Genomic DNA, 21,734 nt, shown 5'->3' on the forward strand with positions numbered 1-21,734 from the left:
CGGAAAACACTGTGCCGGTCGAGGTCGGGATGCACCTACTGTCAACGTCCATGTCCCTCGTCACGCTCGAACGCCGCGGGCCGATCGCGATCATCACTCTCGACCGGCCCGACATCCGCAATGCCTTCGACCACCCGATGGCGCAGGCACTCGGTGCCGCACTCGCTCAGGTCGAGGACGATCCTGAACTGCGAGTCGCGATCCTCACTGCGACCGTCACCGAGCCGCGACCGGTTTTCTGCGCCGGTCACGATCTACGGACGATCGAGGACGAGCGCGACGGCGGCGCTCGGGCCGAGACCTCGGCGGGTGGCTTCGCGGGCGTCACCCAGTTGACCCGCACCAAGCCGCTGATTGCCGCCGTCGATGGGCTCGCGACGTCCGGCGGGCTCGAGATCGTGCTGTCGTGCGACCTCGTTGTCGCGACACGACGCTCCTCCTTCGCACTGGCAGAGGTCCGTTGGGGCCTCGTCGCCGGTGCCGGCGGAATGTTCCGGCTCCCATGGGCGATCGGCCGGGCGACCGCGATGGACATGATCCTGACCGGACAGCCGATCGACGCGGAGCGCGCGTACGCCCTCGGGCTCGTGAGCACTCTGACGGACTCGGACGTCGTGTCCGCGGCGATCGAGCGCGCCGAGTTCATCGCCGCCCACCCGTCGACCGCAGTCGCCGCGAGCATGTTCGTCGCGGCGCAGGCCTTCGGTCAATCCACGGACGATCTCTGGGTGGCCAACGACACCGCAATCGGCATGATCATGCACTCCGATGACCTCACGGCCGGGCTCGCGTCGTTCGCAACCAACGGGGCATCGAGCCCTCAGGACCGCTGAGAGGCAGCATGGACCTGGGGATCACCGGACGCGCGGCCATCGTGACCGGCGGCAGCAAAGGTAGATGCGTCGGGCCATGCTGCCCGGTGAGCGTATCGGCCCCCGGCAGTGTTCTGCTACTGGCCGAGGGTGCGAATGTCTGCGCCGTAAGCCGCGACATCACACTGCTCGACGAACTCGTCGCCTCGTCCGCGGGGCACCTGGTGACGGCGAGCTGTGACCTCACGACCGTCGAGGGCTGCGACCTGGCGGCCAAGGCTTGCCTCGATGCATTCGACCGGATCGACATCCTCGTCAACTGCGCCGGGTCGGCAGGGATGGGCAACATTCTCGAAATCTCGGCCGACGACGTCGACGATGCGCTCCTGCTGAAATTCCACGGCTACCTGAGGATGGCGCAGCGAGTCATCCCGTCGATGACGGTGCGCCGGTGGGGCCGCATCGTCAACATCGCAGGCACAAGCGCCACAGCCGACAACCTGCCGACCAGCCTGGCCAATATCGCGGTCCACAACCTGACCCGCGCCCTGAGCGACGAGCTCACGTCGTCTGGGATCCAGGTAAACCTGGTGGCTCCCGGTATGACACTGACCGACCGGGCAGTGACGCTCGTCGCGCGAGCGGCGGAGCAACAGGACCGATCCCCACAGGAACTCATCGCCGAGGTGGGTTCCGGACTACCGGCGGGTCGTGCCGCCGATCCCGCCGAGGTCGCGCGCGTCGTCTGCTTCCTCGCCCCGGATGCCTGCAGCTACGTACAGGCATCCGTGCTCTACATGGACGGTGGCGCGCGACGCGCGACCCCGTGACTAACCGACAAGGAGATACACATGCTTGACGACATCGTGGTCCTGGAAGCAGGACGCCGGGTCTCCACCGGCTACGCCGGCAAGCTGCTGCGTGATGCCGGTGCAACGGTTATACGACTCGAGCCCTCCGAAGGCGACCCGCTCCGCACGGATTCCCCGGAGTACGCCGAGTACCTCCATGCCGGCAAGGGATCGGTGACCGACGTGAGCAGCTCCTCTGCTGGCCTTGCTCTCGCCGACCGGGTCGACGTCGTGATCTGCGACGAGAAATCCGACGTCCAGTCACTGGTCCGCGATTTGCGGTCGCGTCGACCGCGCCTCATCGTCGTCGCGGTGTCCCCATACGGCCTCGACGGTCCCGACGCGACGACCCCCGCGACGGACTTCACGCTGCAGGCCGAGGCCGGCATCTCGTTGGTGCACCCGAGCGGCGACAAGCCATCGATCTCGGTGGGTGTGCCGATCGTCGAGATGACCGGCGGCGCTGCGGCGGCAATGGCAGTAGTCGTCGGACTGTTGGCCAACGACGCCGACGAGGCCCCCGTGGTGGCGGACGTGTCACTGTTCGAGTCGGCCGTTGCACTGCAGCAGTTCCCTTGGCTCTACAACCGCATCGAGCACCACTCGAAATACCCGCTGCCGCAGGCACCGATCCCCGGCATCGAACAGGCCAGTGACGGATGGGTATGTGTCGTCAGCGTGACGCCGCCGCAGTGGAAGGACTTCAAGCAGATCGCCCAGGTCCCTGCGCTCGACGATCCGCGATTCGACACCCTCAACGACCGGGTCGATCACGCCGCCGAGGTCACTGCGCTCGTCCGTGAGTTCACTCGCCGTCACACCATCGACGAACTTGTCGAGCTTGGTGCCGCCAACAGGGTGCCGATCGTTCCGGTCGCCACTCCAGGGACGATCGCGTCGATCGCGCCGTTCGCGGCACGGAACTCGTTCGTCCGGAGCGCCTCGGGTGTGTTCACCGCACCCGGCCCCCCGTTCCGTGTGAACGGTGACGCTAGGTGGACGCCTGCTCTTCTCGCAGACATCGGCCAAGACGACAACCAGGACTGGTCGTGCACGGCGCCCCGCATCCGCAACACCGCCGACGGCATCGATCCTCGGCTGCCATTGGCGGGTCTGCGCGTCGTCGAATTCGGCACCTTCCAGGCCGGCCCGATGGTGACTATGAACCTCGCGAGCCTTGGCGCCGAAGTGATCAAGGTAGAGACCGTCAACCGACCCGACCTCATCCGATTCAACGGCGTGCCCGGGACGGTCGATCGTTTCTGGGAGCGTGGTGCGCCGTTCGTGGGTGCCAACCTGGGTAAGAAGGACATCACTGCGGATCTCGCCGACCCCCGCGGGCTCACCGTGGTCCGCGAGTTGATCGCCGAGGCCGACGTCATCCTGGAGAACTACGGACCAAGGGTGCTGGAGTCGCGCGGACTCGACTACGAGGGCATCCGGGCGATCAACCCTGACATCGTCATGGTGCGTATGCCGGCCTGGGGGCTCGACGGACCGTGGCGCGACCGGCCGGGCTTCACCTATACGGTCAACGCAGCATCCGGCATGGCGGAGCTGACCGGCTATGCCGACGGCGAGCCACTGCTGACCGGATCAGCGGTCGACCCGTTCGCGGCGTTCGTGTGCTCGTTCGCCACGATCACCGCCATCAGACGGCGACGGGTGACCGGGCACGGGGCACTCCTGGAGGTGCCGCTGTGCGACGCCGCGATCCAGCTGACGGCCGAGGCGGTAGTCCAGCAGTCCGCGTCCGGTCGGACCTTCAGCCGCACCGGCAACAACCGGCCAGGATCGGCCCCGCAAGGTGTCTATCGCGGTACCGACGGCGCTGAATTCGCTGTGTCGGTCGAGAACGACGAGCAGTGGTCCGCTCTCGCTGCGCTGCCGTGGGCCAAAGCATGGGCAGACGACGAGCGATTCGCCGACGTGGCCGGTCGAGAGGCTATGGGGGCTGAGCTCGACGGTCTACTGCGGCAGGCATGCGCCGAGCTCGACTCGACACAGGTCGTCGACGACCTCAGAGCAGCGGGCATCCCGTCGGCACGCCTCGAGGTCGGAGACGAGGTAGTGCGGCATCGCCAGCTGCTCGCCCGCAAACGGGTCGTGGAAATCGCGCACCCTGTCATCGGGCCGCAGGAGTACCTCGCGGGACCGGTCCGGTTCGTCGAGGGACCTGATATGGCGCCATGCTCTCCGGCACCTCTGTTCGGGCAGCACAACGACGAGATCCTGACCCGGCTGGGTCGCACGGCCGAGGAGATCGCCGCACTTCGCGAGGACGGACTGATCTCGGACTCGCCGTTCAACACTCCGTTCGAACGCACCTATACCCTGCGGTGACTGCGGGAACGGCCGGTGCACAACATCTCTGGACGATGCACTAGCCGCGCCAGTAGCCACAAGATCTTCAACTTATCGGCGTCACGGATCGACATCACGATCCGTGACGCCGATCTTCATGACCAACACCCTCGTCGCGGGCGAGCGAACCGTGGGCTTGGTGGTGATCGACCGCCTCGTCGTCAAGTTTCAGAGTCGGGGTGGGGAAGCGCCGAGCTGTTTACTCATCACGGTCCGCACCGGACTGCTCGCCGGCTCTGGACGCTGGTCTTCGTCGGTAGCGTCGCAGGGATCTTCCTGCTCTCGTCCGGCACGATCATTGCCGTCCGTCCGCCGCCAAGGTGCGTCATCATCGACGCGTCACTGGTCATGCTGGCGATCATGATCCGTGAATGGCACAGCTTCCCGCGGCCGTTGGTCGGGACGGTTGTGACGGCGGCGTTCGCGGTCTGCAGCGACGCAGCAGCTCACATTGCTGCTGCCGCTAGATCCCCAGAAGTGCCGAGCCGATCTAGATCGCGACGGTGCCGAGGCCGACGAAGACCGTCCTACCGTCCTGACGGACGGTCTCGACAGCCACGCGGGCACGAAGCTCCCCGCCTTCCTCGAGTATTTCGGTAACCGTCGCAGTAGCCGTCAATGAGTCTCCAGGCCAGACCTGCGTCACGAAGCGGCCACCGAAAGCCCGCAGATTCTGCGGGCCGAATACGTCGGTCAGGATGCGTCCCGTCATGCCCATCGTCAGCATGCCGTGTGCGAAAACACCTGGGAAGCCAGCGATCTCGGTCGCGTAGGTCGCATCGGTGTGCAGAGCGTTGAAGTCGCCGGATGCACCGGCGTACTGGACGATCTGCGTTCGAGTGAGGTTCTCCACGAGAACCTGCTCGTGGGTGTCTCCCACCGTAGCGGTCGCGGCAGTTTGCTGATCGGTCATGGTCAGTCGTCCTTGGGCTGGTGCTGTGTGGCGACACCGACGACGCGAGCCGTCACGACGAGCTCTCCCGCCTCGTCGCGGTAGTCAGTGATGGTCTCGAAGAAGCGCAGATCACCGCCCCGACGGCCTTGCTTGCGCCAGGTATCACCGTCGCGGACGGTCGCCGTGAGGACATCGCCCACAAGCAGCGGCCGGTGATATACGAAGTGCTGCTCACCGTGCAGCGTCCCACTGGCAGTGTCCTCGTCGTCAGGACCGTAGCCCGTCGCATCGCCCCCCGATCCGAACCAAGGTCCATCCAGGTGCGGGCGCAGCGGGTAGTCCGGGTCGAAGTGTGCGCTCGCCTGAACATACGTCGGCAGTGCCGGGATCGCGTCCAGGCCTGCAGTCGCGGCGACCTCCGGATCGGTAAAGACGGGGTTGGCATCGCCGAGCGAGCGCGCGAACTGCAGAACCTGCCCTGCCTCGATGGGGAATCGGCCGATGGCCATTGGCAACTCCTTGAGTATCAACACGAACTGTGTCGCGATGCTGCGGTGTGCGGTGTGATCACCATGGCCGGCCCCCATTTACGAAAACGACCTCACCCGTCGTGTAGGACGCGGCTGAAGACGCGAGATAGACGGCCGCGCCGGCCATCTCCTCTGGACGTCCCAACCGCCCCATCGGCACATGCGGCAGCAGGTCGATGTGTGCTTGGTGCGCTGGCTCACCGTCAGGACTGACGATGCCGGGACACAGTGCGTTGACCCGGACCTTGGGCGCCAACTCGACCGCAAGCTGACGTGTCAACATCCACAGTGCAGCCTTGCTGACCCCGTAGGCTCCGATGCCCTGGGACGGCAGGAAACCCGAACCCGAGACGACGTTGATCACCGAGCACCCCGACCGGCCTGCCATGAGCGGCACGAGTTCCCGACACAGTCGGAACGGCGCAACGACGTTGGCGGCCAGAACTTCGTCCCAGACCTCGTCGTCGAGGTCGAGCACCGGGCACACCACGCCGCCCGACGAGTAGGCGTTGTTGACCAGCACATCGATGCCCGACCATGATGCCTGGGCGCGCTCCGCGATCTGAGCCGGCGCATCTTCGGCCATGACGTCGGTCATGACGGTGACGACCCTCTGCCCGGTCCCAACTCTCAGTTCGTCAGCAAATTCCGTCAGCGCGTCGTGGCGACGGGCTACCAGCAGCAGATCTGCCCCAGCTTCGGCGAAGGCTCGAGCGATCGCCGCGCCAATGCCCTGGCTCGCACCCGTCACCACGGCCACCTTGCCGTCGAGCCGGAACATCCGGTCGGTCACTGCCTCACACCGGCGCGGTCTGCCGGCGCAGTTCGTTGCGCTTGATCTTGCCAGCCTCCGTACGCGGCAACTCGTCGACGTAGTCGATGATCTTGGGGTACGCGTGGCGTCCGAGGTTCTTACGCACGTCCGCGGCGATCTCGTCGGAAACCTGCTGCTGGCCGACTGTCCCGTTAAGCACGATAATCGCGCGCACGACCGAGCCGCGCTCAGGGTCGGGCGCCGCCACGACGGCGACCTCTGTGACTCCGGGGTGCGCCAGGATGAGGTTCTCGACCTCGCTGGGCCCTACGTTGTAGCCGGACGTCACGATCAGATCGTCGTCCCTGCCGACGAACCAGTAGCGACCGTCCTCGTCACGGCGCACGACGTCGCCGGTCAGGAAAAGGTCATCACGCCAACGGGCCTTCCACAGGTCGTCACCGTTCAGGTAGCCGGTCGCAGCCTGATACTCGGGGTTGCGCAGCGCCAAAATGCCCTGGCTCTCCTGCTCGACGCCCTCGTCGTCAACGAGCACGATATCGAAGCCAGGGACAACCGATGACATCGCGCCCGGGACGTCCGGAGTCGCCGGGTCTGCGAGGTTGGCCAGCACCATGGCGGCCTCACTCTGGCCGTAGCCGTCCTGGATCGTGCTGCCGGTCAATTCCATCCACGCTTGAGCGAGCGGCGCGTCGAGCGGTTCGCCCGCGCTGGTCGCGCCGCGCACGCTACTCGAGATCCCCCGGCGCGCAGCGATCGGAACGAGACGACGCAGCGCGCTGGGCGCAGCCGCAATGTAGGTGACCTGTTCCTCCTCGAAGATACGCAACCACGCAGCCGGATCGAAGTCCCCGCTGTAGACCACGCGCGGGATGCCGAGCGCCATCGGTCCAGCACCGGTCGTGTACAGGCCGTAGGACCATCCGGGTGCTGCGCCGGTGAAGAACATGTCGTCGGGGGTTAACGCCCAGGTGTGCCGGATGAACGGCTGAATGGTGAGAATCAATGAGTGGGGCTGGATGCAGCCTTTCGCCGCACCAGTCGTACCGCTGGTGTAGATCAACGTCGCCGGGTCGGAGGGCGCCGTCTCGACCATGCCGAAATCGGGAGCATGGCTGTCGATCTCAGCCCACAGGCTCCGGTCGCCCTTGACCAGGCCGCGTCCTGCAGCGCCTGCCACGGTGTAGATCTGAGGGTCGACGGTCAGAAACGGCAACGCCTCTGCGAGCTGGCCCCGGTACCGGTGATCGACCACGACCGCTGCCGGCTCGGCGCCATTGAGCCGCTGCACGATGGCATCGGTGCCGAAGCCGGCGAACAGCGGCACGTAGACCATGCCCGAACGCCACGCGGCGAGCGCTCCGATGAACGCCTCGACCTGCTGATTGACCAGGGCTGCAACCTTGTCACCACGCACGAGCCCTGCGGCCTTCCACGCTGAGGCCAGTCGGCTCGACGTCCGGGCCAGCTCGGCGTAGGTCCAGCGGTCGCTGCTGCCGTCGGGGTGCCGAATGATCATTGCGAGACGAGCCCGGTCGCGCGCCCACCGGTCCGCACACTCATGTGCGGTGTTGAGCCCGCGATCGATCGGCCAGTCGAGTCGCTTCTCGGCAGCTCGCCAGATCTCGGAGCTCGAGAGCCCACGCTCGGCGTGGAGTTCGGCGTACAGGTTTTCGCGCACTACGGACATAGTTTTCACCTCGGTGTCGAACGGTAGGAATCTCACCGAACCACCCCTCGCGGCGGACCGCACCATCGTGTTCCGTGCCTCGGAACCGTGGGCTGTCGATGTGTAGGCCCCTGCTTACTCTGAGGCCTTCCGGAGCAGCACCGCGGCTGCCAGCAGTGTGTTTATGGTGAGGAGAATGGCGAGATGACCGGACAGGTGCGGATCGAGCACACAGAACGCGTCGCATGGATCACGATCGACCGCCCTGAGGCCAAAGGTGCGCTCACTTCCGACATGGTCGCCGCACTGCATGACACCGTCGCCGACCTGCGCACCCGAAAGTGCGTCGATGTCGTGGTGATCCGCGGCGAGGGCACCGACTTCTGTACCGGGTCCGACATGGGCGATATCGCAAGTGTCCTCGGTGCGCCTGCCGACGAGCGTCGAGAAGCTTTCGACTCGAGTATCTCCGGGACTATTCAGCCGCTGCTGCGAGATCTGCTGGCCCTGCCACAGCCCATTGTCGCGAGCACGCGCGGCTACGCGATCGGCATCGGCGTCATGTTCATGCTCGCCGCCGACCTCGTGATCGCGTCCGACACGACGAAGATATCCCTCCCGCAGCCCCATCTCGGGCATTCGCTGGATCACGGCGAGAGTTGGCTCCTCCCCCGCCGCGTAGGACCGTCACGCGCGCTGCAGATCTGTCTGCTCGGCGACGTCGTCGGATCCGAGGATCTCGAGCGGTTCGGCCTGTGCAACTGGCTCAGCAGCGATGCACACCTCGAGAGCCGGACTCAAGAGGTCGTCGATGGCCTACTCGCTGTCGCTCCGGGCTCGCTGTGGCGCACCAAGGCATTGCTGCGCAACTCGATCGATGCCTCATTCGAGGAGCAGCTATTGCTCGAGCGTGAGCACGCCTCTGCAGGAGCTGCAACCGAGGACTTCATCGAGGCGATCAATGCCCAGATGCAGCGTCGCGTACCCGTCTACAACAACCGCTGATCGCGGGAAATGCCACATACTGGTCGAACTCCGCGAAGCAATCGGCAACATCGGTCCAGGGGATACCGCATCAGACCGGCAGGTTTCCCTTCGACAGCAACGATTCGCTTTGCAGTTCGCGCTCGACCAGCATGGCCCGACGCATCAAGTCACGGTCTCCGGTGATCCGGCGATAGTGTTCCAGGTCTGCCTCGAGCCTGACCGGGTCATGACTGTCGAAGATTAGCTGTTTCCGCTCCGAGGACACCGGCGACGAGATCTCGGTGAAGACCCGACGCCGGACGCCCGAGTAGTGGTCGAGCATGTCCTCTGGGGCGTCGCCGTGGACCACCGCGGCCAGCGTCTCCACGAGCAGGGCCGAGTCGAAGAACCCTCCTGCCACGCCGTAGCCGCTCGACGGGTTGGTGACGTGTGCCGAGTCGCCGACCAGTAGCGCGCGGCCGACTCGGAACCGGTCTGCGACACGCTCGTGCATCCGGAAGGCCGCCCACGCCGTGACCTGCGGATCGACATCGTCGGGCAGCAAGGCGCGGAAGACGTCGGGCATTCGGTCTGCGACCGAGTCGTTCGGCAGCATCAGGCTCTCGGCGTACGTGTAGCGCCACGGCACGGGATCACCGAACTGCGCGATCAGCGCACCGTGCGTCGGGTCCACCCGGGCGACGGAGCGCGCGTAGCCCAGTGTCGCCAGATCGAGGTCCAGATCCGTGGCGACGAAGCGCTCGGGCCATGTCATACCGGGGAAGGCGAGCCCGAGCTGACGCCGGATGATGCTGTGGGCGCCGTCGGCCGCCACGACCCACGACGAGCGGTAGTCACGCTCACCCGCCGGACCAACCGCCGACACGGTGCAGCCGTGCGCATCCTGCTCGAACGAGCGGGCCGACATATCCCACTCGATCCGGACGTTGGACATTGCACCGAGCCGGGCCAGCACGATCTCACTGAGCGTGTCCTGCCCGAGGTGGAGAGTGAAGGGGTGCTCGACGGAGTCGTCCAGCACGCTCAGGTCGAACACGAGCTCCTCACCGGTCCGCGGGACCGAAAGCGTCCAGCTCCGCTGAACCAGCCCGGCCGACGCCGCGGCGGCCAGCAGACCGAGTCGCTCCAGTTCGGCCATGATCGACCAGTGGAACAACATTGTCCGCGGCGTGCGGACGACGGTAGGCGTGGCCTCGAGTACCGTGACACCGATACCAGCCTGCGCGAGGCCCAGTGCCGTGATGAGTCCGATGGGGCCCCCACCGACGACAGTGACGTCGTGTGTCGTCATGGTGCTGTAGCCTCGGCGCCCGAAGTGAGCCTGCTGCCTCGGACAAGATCCAGGGCGTTGGTCCCCAACACCCCGAGTGCTTGCTCCGCCGTCAGGATTCCAGCATCGACCGCGTCGCGGACCTGCGTCTGTTGACCTTCGAGCTGGCCGGCGATGAACGGGTGATCCGTGCCGATCATGACGTGCTCGGCACCGAAGCGCCGGACCAACAGCGCCAGGTGTTCGGCATCGAAGACCAGAGTGTCGACCCACAGCCTACGAGCTAGGTCGTCGTGGTCGTGGTCGGTGTCGCCGGCGAGGACGGCACCGAGGCGAAGGCGCGGCAACGACCAGGGGAAGGTTCCGCAGCCGTGCGACATCACGACACGCAGCTCGGGCAGGTCCCGTAGGACTCCCCCGAATACCAGAGCTCCCGCGGCGAGCGCCGTGTCGGTCAACATGCCGAGACCGAAATCGTACGGCTGACCGGTGCGACGCAGTGCTCCGTCTCCCCCTCCCAGTGGGTGTACGTAGACGACGGCACCCAGCGCGGCAGCGGCCTCGAAGAGCGGTCGTACCGCCGGGTCGTCAAGCTCGCGGCCCGCCAGTCGGCAGCCTATCTCGACACCTCGTAGCCCGAGCGTCCTCACCGCGCGCTCGAGCTCGACGACTGCTGCGTCGATATCCTGGACCGGTAGCGCACCGAGGCCCAGCAATCGACCGTCAGCGGCGGCTACATCCTCGGCGATGCCGTCGTTCATGGCACGGGCGAAATCCGCAGCCTCCTGCGGAGGTGCCCAATCGGTCAGCGTGATCGGGACGGGCGACACGAGCTGCACATCGATCCCTGCAACGTCGAGCTCACCGACCCGGTGGGTCACGTCCCACAGGGCAGAGCGGACCTTCCGAAACTCGCTGTCACCAAGCATGATCCGGCCCGAACTGTCGTCGTCGCGGACCAGGCAGGGCCACCGTCTGTCGCCCGTACGCGCCGCGAAATCGTCGAGCCCACGTGGGAAATGATGTGCGTGGACGTCAACCGTCGTTCCGCAGTGGGTACCTGGGGCATCGGTGAACATCCGAATTGCTCCTAAAAGAGGGCGTAAGGGAGAACCGGAGAGTCGTCCCCACGGAAGGTTAAATACGACCCAACGCGAAATACCAGTCCCTGTTCCATCCGACGGAATAGCCACGTGATCGCCCGAAGCCACAAAAAAGCGCACAATATCCACCTGGTTAAGGTGGGTGAACCACGTCACGTTGCGAGTGCCGTACAACCCCTCGGAGTTGCACACTGTGAATGACCCTCTCGCCCATGGGTCTCGGACCCCCGAGCCACCATCGATCCTGTCCAAGGCGTTCGACCTCCTCCGCGCCTTCAACAACAACGAACGGGTCATGACACTCAGCGAGCTGTCGCGCGCGTCGGGCTTACCCAAGTCCACCGTGCATCGGCTGATCGCTCGGCTGATCGACCTCGATGCCATCGAGCAGCACCGCTCCGGCTACAAGCTGGGGCTGGGACTGCTGGAACTTGCGGCCAACACGCCGGCCGGCAGCATGCGCGACATGGCGATGCCTTACCTCGCCGCACTCCACCGGTGGTCGGGCCAGACCGTCCACCTCGCGGTGCTGCGGCGCTACGACGTCGTCTATCTGGAGAAGCTCGCCAATCCCGTTGCCCCGACCGGCCCTTCCGGTGTCGGTGTCCGTCTCCCGGCCAACTGCACAGCCGTCGGTAAGGCATTGCTGTCCTGGGAGAACCTCGAAGACCTCGAGGCGTTCCTCCCCTCGCCCATGCCCATGCTGACGCCGCGGTCGATCACGAACGTCGAGGATTTTGTGATCGAGCTCCGCAAGATCCGCACCAGCGGCATCGCCTATGAGCACAACGAGGCACAGCTCGGCCAGGCCTGCGTCGCAGCCCCGATCGTGGTTCACGACGTCGCGATCGGCGCGATCTCGATCTCCCACCGCGCCGATACCGATACCGGTCAGAAGATCGTGAATGCCTTGCGTGACACCGCAGCCCAGATCGCAAAGGGGTCCCGTGGGGGCCTGGCTCAGGGACGAGCGCACTGGTTTCCGCGCGAGCTCTGACGTTCGACGGCGCCGAACCCCCGATCGGGAAGACGGCGCCGTCGAACGTTCCAATCAGCGGTAGATCGCGAACGTCTTGTTGGAGTTGAGAACCTCGGTCTCCACGAACTCGCTCCACTCGAGCTTCAGATCGAGCTCGGACATCGCACCCAGCAGACAAAACCAGTTGAGCATCTCATGCTGGCCTGCCTCGATGACCTCACGCGTTGTGACCTTCTTCCATGCCTCGTAGTCGCATGCGACCATCGCGTCGTACAACGCGCGGTCAGCCTCGATGTCCGGACGCAGGTGCCAGTCCTTGTCGTTCAGGAAGGCGTGTGACCAACTCGCCGAGGCAATCAGCGCGACGCGCTTGTCGCTGGCACGTGCGGCACGACCGATGGCCTGGCCGAACTGGAAACAGCGTAACGGGGACGGTCCCGGAGGATCGAGATTCTCCCCTGCCTTGATGTCGGCGAAGCGGGCGATGCCGCCCTTGCGCGCGATGACGTGCTCGCCGTAGCAGTTGACCGCCAAGGGAATCACCGGATACGGGAACTCCTTACCGACGTTGTCGTAGTCGAGAAAGATCTGAGTGTTGCCGAACGCGTGCGGGAAGTGGATCCCTTCACGCTGCTCGTACGAGTAGGCGACATCGATGCCGTCGTTGAGCACGGCAGTCGCGATCTGCTTGGCGAACTTGGGGTCGCCCTTCATCGTGAACCGCTCCTCGTCCGGAAGACCCCAAACGTTGGGGACATCGAGCAACTTCAACACCGCGAAGGGCTCAACCTCTGTGTCCGCATACGCCAGGACGCAGAAAGACGGGATGACCTCCTCTCGAAAGTTCTCGTACTGGTCGTCGCCCCACACCAGGACAACATCGGGTTCGAAGTCGTCGAGCGCGGCGCGGACCTTGTCGAGTCCCTTGCGCAGCTGCGCCCGGTGACCGGCCGCGGCAGTGGTCCCCTGATCGTCACCCCACTCGCTTTGCGCTAACGCGGACCAGTTGTCCGGGTCCTTGCGATCCTCGGGGATATCTGGATCTTTCAGAACGCTCTTCATCAGGTTTGCCATGTGCGTGTCCGCACCGGCCAGCATCGGGTAGTGAGTCATACCGAGACCTATCACTTCTGCCATGTGTGCTGCTCCTCCTCATTGCTGACACCGGCGCCGTCGAGCTTCGTCGATAAGCGCCGATGATCCGAACGTATTCGTCATTAGAGACTTGTGGAACGCATCCCACCACCAGAAGTTCTGGTGCTTGGAACCTTCCGCGGCAACGCCCGCAGCGCTCGGTGGTGATCCACATGGAGAACTCCCCATCCACGCCCCCTACTGCCGATGACCCACGTCTGCCGATGACCCACGTCGTGACGACGCAAGGATGCCGCCGTTGCATGGCGCGAGCAGTCGGCGACTACCGGCGTCCCCTGTGCGCCAGTCCGCAACCTCATCGGGACCGACGACATCCCCTTGGCATACCTAGTGCAACAACACATCGTGAGCAGCCCGCGACGTTCCAGTCTGGGCCGGACCCCGCAAGAGGGTCGGCGGCAGGAGGACCTGCTGGTCGACGTAGCGCTGGAGCGGATCGCGTCACGCAGCTGACTTTGACGGAGGACGAGGGGTGAGGCTATCGACCTCACCCCTCATCGGTGTCGTGCTGCCTCAGGCGTTGCTCACAAAATCGGTGATGATGCGGTTGAACTCATCGGCATGCTCGATCTGTAGCCAGTGACCGCAGCGGTTGATGATGTGAGCACGTGACGTCGGAACCGCAGCCAGGAAGCGCAGAGTGTGCTCGAAGCTCACGACCCGATCATCTCGTCCGTGCAGAGCGAGCGTCGGCACCGTGATCTTGGCGAGATCGGGAAGCAACCCGAAATACGGGTTGGGCGGCTGTGGGTTGTCCCACAACGTGTTCCAGCTATCGAGGTGCCCTCTGTGGGCGAGTGCTGCAGCCGAACGCAGCCCGGCAAGTTCGTCCGTGGCCATCGACTGATCGAAGCACATGATCTGTACGAGCTTCTTCATGTTCTCCGGTGTGGGCACTCGGTATGCCTGGAAGAGAACTTTCAGGCCCTCGGAGAGGCCGCCTCCGGGGCTGAAGAGGTCGAGGCCAGGCGCTGGTGCGCCCATCGAAACCAGGTGACTGACCCGCTCCGGGTAGCGGACGGCAGTCTCGACGGACGTCATTCCACCCATTGAGTTGCCGACCAAGGCAGCCTTTTCGATCCCGAGCTCGTCCATGAACGCGATGAGATCGGCGGAGTGATCACGGCCGATTGTGTCGTTCTGAGTGTCGCTCTCGCCCCAACCGGGCATATCGACCGCGTGGACGTGGAACTGGCGAGAGAGCGGCTCGATGTTGGGGCGGAAGTTGCTCCACCCCGTCGCGCCCGGACCGCTGCCGTGCAGCAGGATTACGGGATGGCCGACTCCGGCCTCGTAGTAGTGGATTTTGTAACGGCTGGTCAGGACCGTCCGGCTCGTGCTCTCTGCGGTGACCGAGGACTTCTCGGTGGCAATGCTCATAATTCTGTTTCCTTTCGTCGAGGACCGGAACCGGACTTCAGACCTGCGCGACGAGGTCGGGAAGCTCGGGACGCAACTTGGACACACCGGCTGCATCCGCGCTCTGACGGGAGACCTGGCCGTCCCGGAAGAACTCCAGAAACACCTGGTTGAAGATCTCCGGCGAGTCCGTCTGTCCCTGGTGCCCGGTCTCTTCGGGATAGAAGAACTGAATGTTCGGCAGGACCTTCTCCTGCTCGTAACCCCACTCGACCGGCGTCAAGACGTCCTCGGTGCCGTAGAGGTAGATCCCGGGAATCGTGAGCTTGTCGAGCCGGCCCTTGGTCGAGAGACGCGCCTCGATATTGGGGTCCTCCCACGGGATGATCCGGCCGTACTGGAGCAGACCGGGCCAGAACTGCGCGTGGGCCTCCTTGCCGCGCTCAGCCGCAGCGAACCGCATCTCGATCAGGTCGTCGTTGATCGCTTCGCCTCGGTGGATGATGGCGCTCATCATCGAGCGCATTCCTTCACGGGTGCCGTCGTACTGCGTCAGCTCGACCTTGGCCGGCGGCTTGAGCCCGGCGGGTACGACGTCGCCGATGTCACCGGCGATCAGCGCGAAGCTCAGCACCCTCTCCGGATGGGCCACAACGTAGTTGGTCGTGTTCATACAGCCCATCGAGTTGCCGGACAGGTGGAACTCGTCGAGGCAGAGTGCAGTCGTGAACTCATGGATGAAGTCGACATAGCTGTGGACGCCTTCGGGCCAGAACTCCTCACGGTCGTCCGACAGACCGAATGCCGGCATGTCCGGGCAGTAGACCCGGAAACCGTTGGCCCCCAGGAACGGTGCCATGAAGCGCCACCCCGCCGTGCCCGACGAGCCTGGAAGGCCACCGTGCAGCAGCACGACGGCCGGGCCGGTCGTGCCGGAGGTCATGTAGTGGGCCTTCGCGCCACTCGCGAGCCGAACCCAGCGACTCATCATTCCCGGAACCTCGATGAGTCCCTCTTCCGTCAACGCCATGTTCACTCCTTCATTGACGTGCACCGGACGCGGACGCCTCCGGGTCAGTTGTCTGCCGTTAGGTCGGGTCACACCGGACGAGCGGGCGTCAGGCCCAGATCCAGGTCGGTAACCGCAACGCGCTTGGTCACGGCCTTTCGGCACTTCATCAACATCCGCGGGTCGTCCACGACCAACGCGCCGGTCACGATGCCGGCCTCGTCCGCGTATACCGCGACAAGCCCGCACTCGACCGTGCCGTGAGAGATCGCCACGGCGCCGTCGCCCGGACGGCCCACGATCTGGATCCGATGGCCGTACTGGTCGGACCAGACGTACGGCACCTGAGCATGTGGGACGGACGTACCCATCACGTCGGCGGCAATGATCCCGGCGTGCTCATTGGCATTGGTCCAGTGCTCGATCCGCAGGTCCGAACCGTAGAAGCCGTGTGCCCATCGGGCGATGTCGCCTGCCGCGAAAATCCGGTCGGTGCCGCGGACATGCAGCGACGCGTCGCATTCCAGACCGTTGGTAATCGGTAGGCCGGACGACGCCAGCCACTCGGTGGCAGGAGTTGCGCCGATTCCCACGACCACCAGGTCGGCAGGCAAGACTCGACCGTCCTCTAGTGCTACTCCCGAGACGTGCGAATCTCCGACGAAATGGGAGAACTGCACACCTGTGTGGACGGTGACACCGTTGACCTCATGCAAGCGTGCGAGCTCGGCACCTACTTCAGCTCCGAGTACACGTGTCAGCGGAACCTGCTGCGTCTCGATAATCGTCACGCGCGTGCCGTATGCCCGTGCAGCCGAAGCGAACTCGGCACCGATGAATCCCGCACCGATGACAACAACGTCTTGTGCGGTCGCCAGGCCGACCCGCAGTGCGACGGCGTCCTCGGCGTTACGCAACGTGTGGATCCCGGTGAGCGTATCGGCCCCCGGCAGTGTTCGAGGGGTGACGCCGGTCGCGATCACCAAGTCGTCGAACGGAAATGTCGTGCCGTCATGGGTCGTGACGACGCGTTCATTGACGTCGAGCGCGACAGCGCGAGTGCCGAGATGCATCTGGACGTCGAGAGCCTCCAACTCGGCGCTCGACAACAGCGGAACGGGCTGATTGGGGCCGTCGGGGAGCAACATCTCCTTGGACAGCGGAGGTTTGTCGTAGGGCTGGTGGACCTCTTCGCCCACGACCGTGATGGCGTCGTTGTAACCCTGCATGCGGAGGGCCTGCGCCGTGCGGATTCCCGCCACGGACGCGCCGATTATCAAGATGGACACGGCGCAAGTGTCATCGGGGTCACTGGGTCGGGCAACGAGGTATACCGCTGGCTGGAACCCGGCGGGCACGTTTCGCACGATGGAACATCGGCTGGGTCGCAGAGCACACGGCGCCCCAAACTGTGCGGACGCATCACCGGTGCGCGACCGAAATCAACATCAATCTTGGAGCACACCATCGTGAATGAGTTCGATGTCGTCGTCGTAGGAGCAGGACCGGTCGGGTTCACCCTGGCCATCGACCTCGGCAGGCGCGGAGTCCGAACGCTGCTGGTCGAGAAGGATCCGACAACCAAGGAGTGGCCCAAGATGGACCGCTCCAACGCACGCACGATGGAGTTCTACCGACGTCTCGGCATCGCCGACGAAGTTCGTGCGGCAGGCTACCCTGCCGATGGCTCGATGGATGTCTTCATCGTGACCCGGTTGTCGGACCCGCCCCTGGTCAAGCTCGAATATCCCAGCGTCGCCGAGCACCGCGCCACAATCGCCGCAACGACCGACGCCTCCGAACCGCTCGAGCCATACCAACTCGTCGCACAGAACGACCTCGAACCTGTGCTCAAGCGGGTCGCCGAGAGCACCCCGAACGTCACGGTGCGCTTCGGCTACAACCTCGTCGACTTCATCCAGGACGACGAAGGCGTGACCGTGACCCTCGAAGACCTCGCGGGAGCCCGGGAGACGGTTCGCACCGGATATCTCTCCGGCTGTGACGGCGGCATCAGCACAATCCGCAAAAAACTCGGCATCAAACTCGAAGGGCAAGGCAGTATCCGCCAGCTGCGTCAGGTCACGTTCCGTTCCGATGAGCTCTACGACAAGATCCCAATTGGCAAGGGACGCCACTACTACGTCGCCGACGCCGAAGGCAGCGCCTTCGTCGTGCAGGGCAGCCGAAAGGACTTCACCCTCAATATCGCGATCGACGTGGACGCCGACCTCGCACAGGCCGTGCGCGACCGTGTGGGTTTCGACTTCGACTTCACGATCCGCAACTCGACGAACTGGAAGCTGCATCTCCTACTGGCCGAGCGATACCGCGACGAACGTGTACTACTGGCCGGCGACGCGGTCCACCTGGTGATCCCCACCGGTGGCTTGGGCATGAACACCGGCGTCGGTGACGCGATCGACCTGGCCTGGAAGCTGGCCGGAACGGTCCAGGGCTGGGGTGGGCCGGGTCTGCTCGACAGCTACGAGACCGAGCGGCGCAAGGTCGGCGCTCGCAACGTCCAGGCCTCCGGATGGGCCGCCCAAGGCATGAGCCTATGGCGTGATCTCGTGACGCCTGAGATTACCGAGGACACCCCCGCTGGCGCGACACTACGGTCGGAGGTGGGTGCCGCGGCGAACATCCACCACCGTCGCGTCCACGAGATGATCGGCGTCGAGTGGGGCTACAGCTATGCCGGCTCGGATTTGATCGCCCATGAGGACGACAACATCACCGACTGGGACACCACGACCTACACGGCGCACACGCGTCCTGGCGTACGTGTCCCGCACATCTGGCTCCAGGACGGCCGTGCCATGCAGGATGCTTTAGGTCAGGACTACACATTCATCGACCTGACCGGTTCGGCCGACACGACAGCCGTCGAGGCGGACTTCGCCAGGCTGGGTGCACCTCTGGAGGTACTTCGAATCGACGACCCGAACGTCCGTGCGGCCTACGATTGCTCGCTGTTGTTAGTGCGGCCCGACCTACACGTGTTCTGGCGCGGCGACGTGCTGCCCGAGGATGTCGACCACTGGGCCGAGCAGGCGGTCGGCCACCTCACCCAAGCTGAGCGCGACGCAATGGCTCAGGAGACGACGTAAACTTGGTCGTCGTCGATTTCGACCCGATAGGTCGCAAGCGCGATGGTCGCCGGCAGACACAACGGCTTGCCGCTGGCCAGATCGAAGCGCGCCATGTGCAGCGGACAGACGAGCTCACTGCCCTCGATCTCACCCTCACTGCCGAGCGACCATTTCTCGTGGGAGCAACTGTCGGCCGTGGCGAAGAACGTCCCATCCTCGGCCCGGTGCAGGGCGATCTGTCCACCGTCGAGGGTCATGGACTCACCCGGCGTGAGATCATCTACAGCGCAGGCTAACTGGCGCTTCATCGTCTGTGTATCTTCCATCAGGTATCGACCTCCTCGTCATTGCCGGAAATTCTCTCGGCAGACGATCAGTCTGGTTCGGTAACCGAAAACCCGACAGGGACCGTTTCACTCGGCGGAAACGTCACAAGCAAGCAGTACCCGCAGCCCAGTGACCAGGGCAATCGGTTGGTCGAGCATGACGTGGTGCTCCGCAGCAGGGATATCGATGACCCGAGCCGCGCCGTTCAGTCGCTCGGAAATCATCTCGCCCATCGCGGTGTCCACCAGGCCCTGCTCCGGCCGGAGAAGTGCAACGCTGCATTGGAGCCGTGACAGCTCACAGGGACGCAGAGGCTCGTGGGCGAAGATCGCGGGATCGAACTTCCATGCCCAGCCACCGCCGACCTGACGGACAGAGTGCTCGGCGATGTGGTCGAAGATGTACGGCTCGGTGTCCTGGCCGGGGATCACGCGGAACCGTGCCACGACCTCTTCACGCGTCACGTAGACCTTCTGTGGTCCGAACGCGACTTTGTCCCGTGCCGCAGCTTCCTCGGGTGTCGCCTCGTGGATCGGTGTGTCGATGATGATCGCGCCCGCCAGGTCGGCCCCGTGCCACGTCGCGGCGGCGAGGGTCACCATGCCGCCCATGCTGTGCCCGATCACGACGGGCGGTGCGTCGAAGGAGTCCCGAGCGACTGCCATGACCTCGTCCGCCCATGCCTCGAGCGAATACGTTTCCCGGCGACCACTGTCGCCGTGACCGCTCAGATCCAGCGCGACGACGTGGCGCGTGGTCGCGAGCAGCGGCGCGATGTGGTCCCACCACCGAGCGTGCGCCGCGCCGCCGTGCACCAGCACCACACCGGGCGCCCCGGGCTCACCCCACGATCGGCAGGTCACCGCGACCCCGTCCACATCGAGCGTGTGGACAATGGCGTGCTGCGCCAGAGCCCGCTGGAACCATGCTGGAGTGAGTGTCACCGGGGCGGCCGTAGTGGGAGAGAACATAACCAAGGACTAACAGGTCCGCCGCCCCGTGACGCAGGTCGGTTTCGCCAGTCGGAACATTCGATGTCGACAATCGATGACGGCGAGCAGCATCGGCGGCAATGACGCACGCCGTTCCCGGCGTCAGATCCGTCCGAATCAGGAGTGAACCGATGAGTATCCACGAATCGCAGCCCGCCATATACGACGTCATCGTCGTCGGAGCCGGCCTGGCGGGGAACATCGCAGCACTGTCCGCCGCCGAGAGCGGCGCCACGGTTCTGCTACTGGAGAAGGGCGCGCAATACGGCGGCTCATCGGTGAAATCCGGTGGCGGAATGCTGTTCGCCGGCACCGACATTCAGGCGGCCGCCGGCATCGAGGACGACAACGAGCAGTTGCGCGCGTCGATCCTCGCCGCCGGACGGGGCAAGAACGATCCGGCACCCGTCCAGGCCTACCTCGAGCACCAGCTCGATACCTTCGAGTTCATGCGAGGTCACGGAATCGACTTCACTTTGACGATCACCGGCACCGACGTGGTCTCGCGCATGCACGCGGCACCTCAGGGTTACGCGACGAAGGTCATGCACGAGAAGTTCGTGGCGCTCGACCACACCCACTACTGGCCATCCAGCACTGCTCGGCGGCTCGTCCAGGCTGCGGAGGGTCGCGTCACCGGCGTCGTCCTCGAGCGCGACGGGCAGGAGATCGTGCTGCACGCCGCCGCCGTGATCCTGACGAGCGGGGGCTTCGCCCGCAGCCGTGAGCTGCTGGAAACCTTCGCCCCACAGTGGGCTGACGCTACCAAGATGGGCGGTGTCGACAATACCGGTGACGGGCTGCGCATGGCGTGGGCACTGGGCGCCGACGTCGCCGACATGGGCTACGTCGAGGCTTCCTTCGGCGCCTCGATCAAGAACTACCCGGACCTGTCGGAAGACCCGAACGAGGAGCCCCGCCTGCTGTACCCGAACTCGCAGGGTGCCATCATCGTCAACCTCGACGGCAAACGTTTCGTCGACGAGAACCTCAACTACAAGACCATCAGCTCGATCTGCGTCCGTCAGCCGGCGGGAATCGGCTTCCAGGTGTTCGACGACTGGATGATGAATCGTTCTCAGGTCGCCCCGACGCCGGCGGACTTCAAATCGGCTCTGGCCGACGGGTATGTCATCGTCGCCGACACGGTCGAGGATCTCGCCGAGAAACTGCAGATCGATCCGTATATGTTGCGGGCCACGATCAATGCCTACAACGGCTTCGTCGACGAGGGCGTCGATCCCGAGTTCGGACGATCGCTGAGCGACTACGGCGTCGCGCGCGGCGGCCACCTCGACACAGCGCCCTACTATGCATTCCCCTGCCGCTCGGGTCTGACCACGACCTTCTGTGGTGTCCGGGTCGACGAGCAACTGAACGTCGTCGACGTGTTCGGCAAGCCGATCCCGGGGCTCTTCGCGGCCGGCGAGGTCGTCGGCGGCTTTCACGGCGCGACGTATCTCAGCGGCACCGGGCTCGGCAAGGCCGGTGTCTTCGGCCGGGCCGCCGGCCTGTCCAGCGTCGCGCAACTTCCACGCTCATAGCCCCAGATCCCATCACCG

The 21,734-nt window shown here is 64.9% G+C and carries 20 protein-coding genes; 7 read left to right on the forward strand and 13 right to left on the reverse strand.

Translation table 11 applies throughout. The features are described from left to right. Nucleotides 1-50 precede the first annotated feature (50 nt). Genes PCS43_RS19555 through PCS43_RS19565 form a run of 3 tightly spaced genes read left to right on the forward strand, consistent with a single transcriptional unit; the run spans nt 51 to nt 4,006 of the window. Complete coding sequence (locus tag PCS43_RS19555) at nt 51-833, forward strand: enoyl-CoA hydratase/isomerase family protein (RefSeq protein WP_064074866.1); 783 nt, start codon at nt 51-53, stop codon at nt 831-833. 8 nt (nt 834-841) lie between these two features. Beyond that, nucleotides 842-1,642 (forward strand): SDR family oxidoreductase, encoded by an 801-nt coding sequence (locus PCS43_RS19560; RefSeq protein WP_064074865.1) that lies wholly within the window; start codon nt 842-844, stop codon nt 1,640-1,642. A 21-nt stretch (nt 1,643-1,663) separates the two neighbouring features. Next, nucleotides 1,664-4,006 carry a CoA transferase gene (locus PCS43_RS19565; RefSeq protein WP_064074864.1) on the forward strand — a complete coding sequence of 781 codons (2,343 nt, stop codon included), beginning with the start codon at nt 1,664-1,666 and terminating at the stop codon, nt 4,004-4,006. Nucleotides 4,007-4,233: 227 nt separating this feature from the next. On the opposite strand, the gene PCS43_RS19570 is transcribed toward PCS43_RS19565, so the two are convergent. The 5 genes from PCS43_RS19570 to PCS43_RS19590 all read right to left on the reverse strand — a co-directional run bounded on the left by PCS43_RS19570 (nt 4,234) and on the right by PCS43_RS19590 (nt 7,917). Beyond that, complete coding sequence (locus PCS43_RS19570; protein WP_156525060.1) at nt 4,234-4,377, reverse strand: hypothetical protein; 144 nt, start codon at nt 4,375-4,377, stop codon at nt 4,234-4,236. 140 nt (nt 4,378-4,517) lie between these two features. Further along, nucleotides 4,518-4,940 carry a MaoC/PaaZ C-terminal domain-containing protein gene (locus PCS43_RS19575; RefSeq protein ID WP_082893239.1) on the reverse strand — a complete coding sequence of 141 codons (423 nt, stop codon included), beginning with the start codon at nt 4,938-4,940 and terminating at the stop codon, nt 4,518-4,520. Nucleotides 4,941-4,942: 2 nt separating this feature from the next. Then, nucleotides 4,943-5,431: an FAS1-like dehydratase domain-containing protein gene (locus PCS43_RS19580; protein WP_064074881.1), complete on the reverse strand. Its 489-nt coding sequence runs from the start codon at nt 5,429-5,431 to the stop codon at nt 4,943-4,945. 58 nt (nt 5,432-5,489) lie between these two features. Further along, nucleotides 5,490-6,245 (reverse strand): SDR family NAD(P)-dependent oxidoreductase, encoded by a 756-nt coding sequence (locus PCS43_RS19585; RefSeq protein ID WP_082908868.1) that lies wholly within the window; start codon nt 6,243-6,245, stop codon nt 5,490-5,492. Between the two features lie 4 nt (nt 6,246-6,249). After that, entirely contained in the window at nt 6,250-7,917 is a 1,668-nt protein-coding gene (locus PCS43_RS19590) for an acyl-CoA synthetase (RefSeq protein ID WP_063892163.1), read from the reverse strand. Nucleotides 7,918-8,100: 183 nt separating this feature from the next. On the opposite strand from PCS43_RS19590, the gene PCS43_RS19595 reads away from it, so the two are divergent. After that, on the forward strand, nt 8,101-8,901 hold the full coding sequence (locus PCS43_RS19595) for an enoyl-CoA hydratase/isomerase family protein (RefSeq protein WP_058228070.1): 801 nt from the start codon (nt 8,101-8,103) through the stop codon (nt 8,899-8,901). Between the two features lie 70 nt (nt 8,902-8,971). Here the strand turns inward: PCS43_RS19595 and PCS43_RS19600 are convergent, their stop codons facing one another. After that, on the reverse strand, nt 8,972-10,174 hold the full coding sequence (locus PCS43_RS19600) for an FAD-dependent oxidoreductase (protein WP_063892155.1): 1,203 nt from the start codon (nt 10,172-10,174) through the stop codon (nt 8,972-8,974). Beyond that, nucleotides 10,171-11,232, reverse strand: a complete 1,062-nt coding sequence (locus PCS43_RS19605; RefSeq protein WP_063892154.1) for an amidohydrolase family protein — start codon at nt 11,230-11,232, stop codon at nt 10,171-10,173. Before PCS43_RS19605 ends, PCS43_RS19600 begins: the two co-directional genes overlap by 4 nt. A 217-nt stretch (nt 11,233-11,449) precedes the next feature. Here PCS43_RS19605 and PCS43_RS19610 point away from each other — a divergent pair, with 217 nt between their 5' ends. Next, the gene (locus tag PCS43_RS19610; protein WP_231915183.1) at nt 11,450-12,253 is read left to right on the forward strand and encodes an IclR family transcriptional regulator; all 804 of its coding nucleotides are present in this window, start codon (nt 11,450-11,452) and stop codon (nt 12,251-12,253) included. A 54-nt stretch (nt 12,254-12,307) separates the two neighbouring features. Here the strand turns inward: PCS43_RS19610 and PCS43_RS19615 are convergent, their stop codons facing one another. The 4 genes from PCS43_RS19615 to PCS43_RS19630 all read right to left on the reverse strand — a co-directional run bounded on the left by PCS43_RS19615 (nt 12,308) and on the right by PCS43_RS19630 (nt 17,047). After that, on the reverse strand, nt 12,308-13,372 hold the full coding sequence (locus PCS43_RS19615) for an extradiol ring-cleavage dioxygenase (protein WP_058228068.1): 1,065 nt from the start codon (nt 13,370-13,372) through the stop codon (nt 12,308-12,310). 531 nt (nt 13,373-13,903) lie between these two features. Continuing rightward, nucleotides 13,904-14,770 carry an alpha/beta fold hydrolase gene (locus PCS43_RS19620; RefSeq protein WP_058228067.1) on the reverse strand — a complete coding sequence of 289 codons (867 nt, stop codon included), beginning with the start codon at nt 14,768-14,770 and terminating at the stop codon, nt 13,904-13,906. Between the two features lie 37 nt (nt 14,771-14,807). Beyond that, nucleotides 14,808-15,779: an alpha/beta fold hydrolase gene (locus PCS43_RS19625; RefSeq protein ID WP_058228103.1), complete on the reverse strand. Its 972-nt coding sequence runs from the start codon at nt 15,777-15,779 to the stop codon at nt 14,808-14,810. Nucleotides 15,780-15,847: 68 nt separating this feature from the next. Next, nucleotides 15,848-17,047 carry an NAD(P)/FAD-dependent oxidoreductase gene (locus PCS43_RS19630; protein WP_064074862.1) on the reverse strand — a complete coding sequence of 400 codons (1,200 nt, stop codon included), beginning with the start codon at nt 17,045-17,047 and terminating at the stop codon, nt 15,848-15,850. A gap of 180 nt (nt 17,048-17,227) precedes the next feature. On the opposite strand from PCS43_RS19630, the gene PCS43_RS19635 reads away from it, so the two are divergent. Beyond that, nucleotides 17,228-18,871: an FAD-dependent monooxygenase gene (locus PCS43_RS19635; RefSeq protein ID WP_197486194.1), complete on the forward strand. Its 1,644-nt coding sequence runs from the start codon at nt 17,228-17,230 to the stop codon at nt 18,869-18,871. Here the strand turns inward: PCS43_RS19635 and PCS43_RS19640 are convergent. Beyond that, nucleotides 18,856-19,179: a non-heme iron oxygenase ferredoxin subunit gene (locus tag PCS43_RS19640; protein ID WP_054801916.1), complete on the reverse strand. Its 324-nt coding sequence runs from the start codon at nt 19,177-19,179 to the stop codon at nt 18,856-18,858. The two genes, PCS43_RS19635 and PCS43_RS19640, sit on opposite strands and share 16 nt — an antisense overlap. A gap of 87 nt (nt 19,180-19,266) precedes the next feature. Beyond that, nucleotides 19,267-20,124, reverse strand: a complete 858-nt coding sequence (locus PCS43_RS19645; RefSeq protein ID WP_231915182.1) for an alpha/beta fold hydrolase — start codon at nt 20,122-20,124, stop codon at nt 19,267-19,269. Between the two features lie 179 nt (nt 20,125-20,303). Between PCS43_RS19645 and PCS43_RS19650 the strand changes: the two genes are divergently transcribed. Next, nucleotides 20,304-21,716 (forward strand): FAD-dependent oxidoreductase, encoded by a 1,413-nt coding sequence (locus PCS43_RS19650; RefSeq protein ID WP_063892161.1) that lies wholly within the window; start codon nt 20,304-20,306, stop codon nt 21,714-21,716. Nucleotides 21,717-21,734: the final 18 nt, after the last annotated feature.

Source organism: Rhodococcus sp. C-2 (genome assembly GCF_027854095.1).
GTDB lineage: Bacteria > Actinomycetota > Actinomycetes > Mycobacteriales > Mycobacteriaceae > Rhodococcus_F > Rhodococcus_F qingshengii.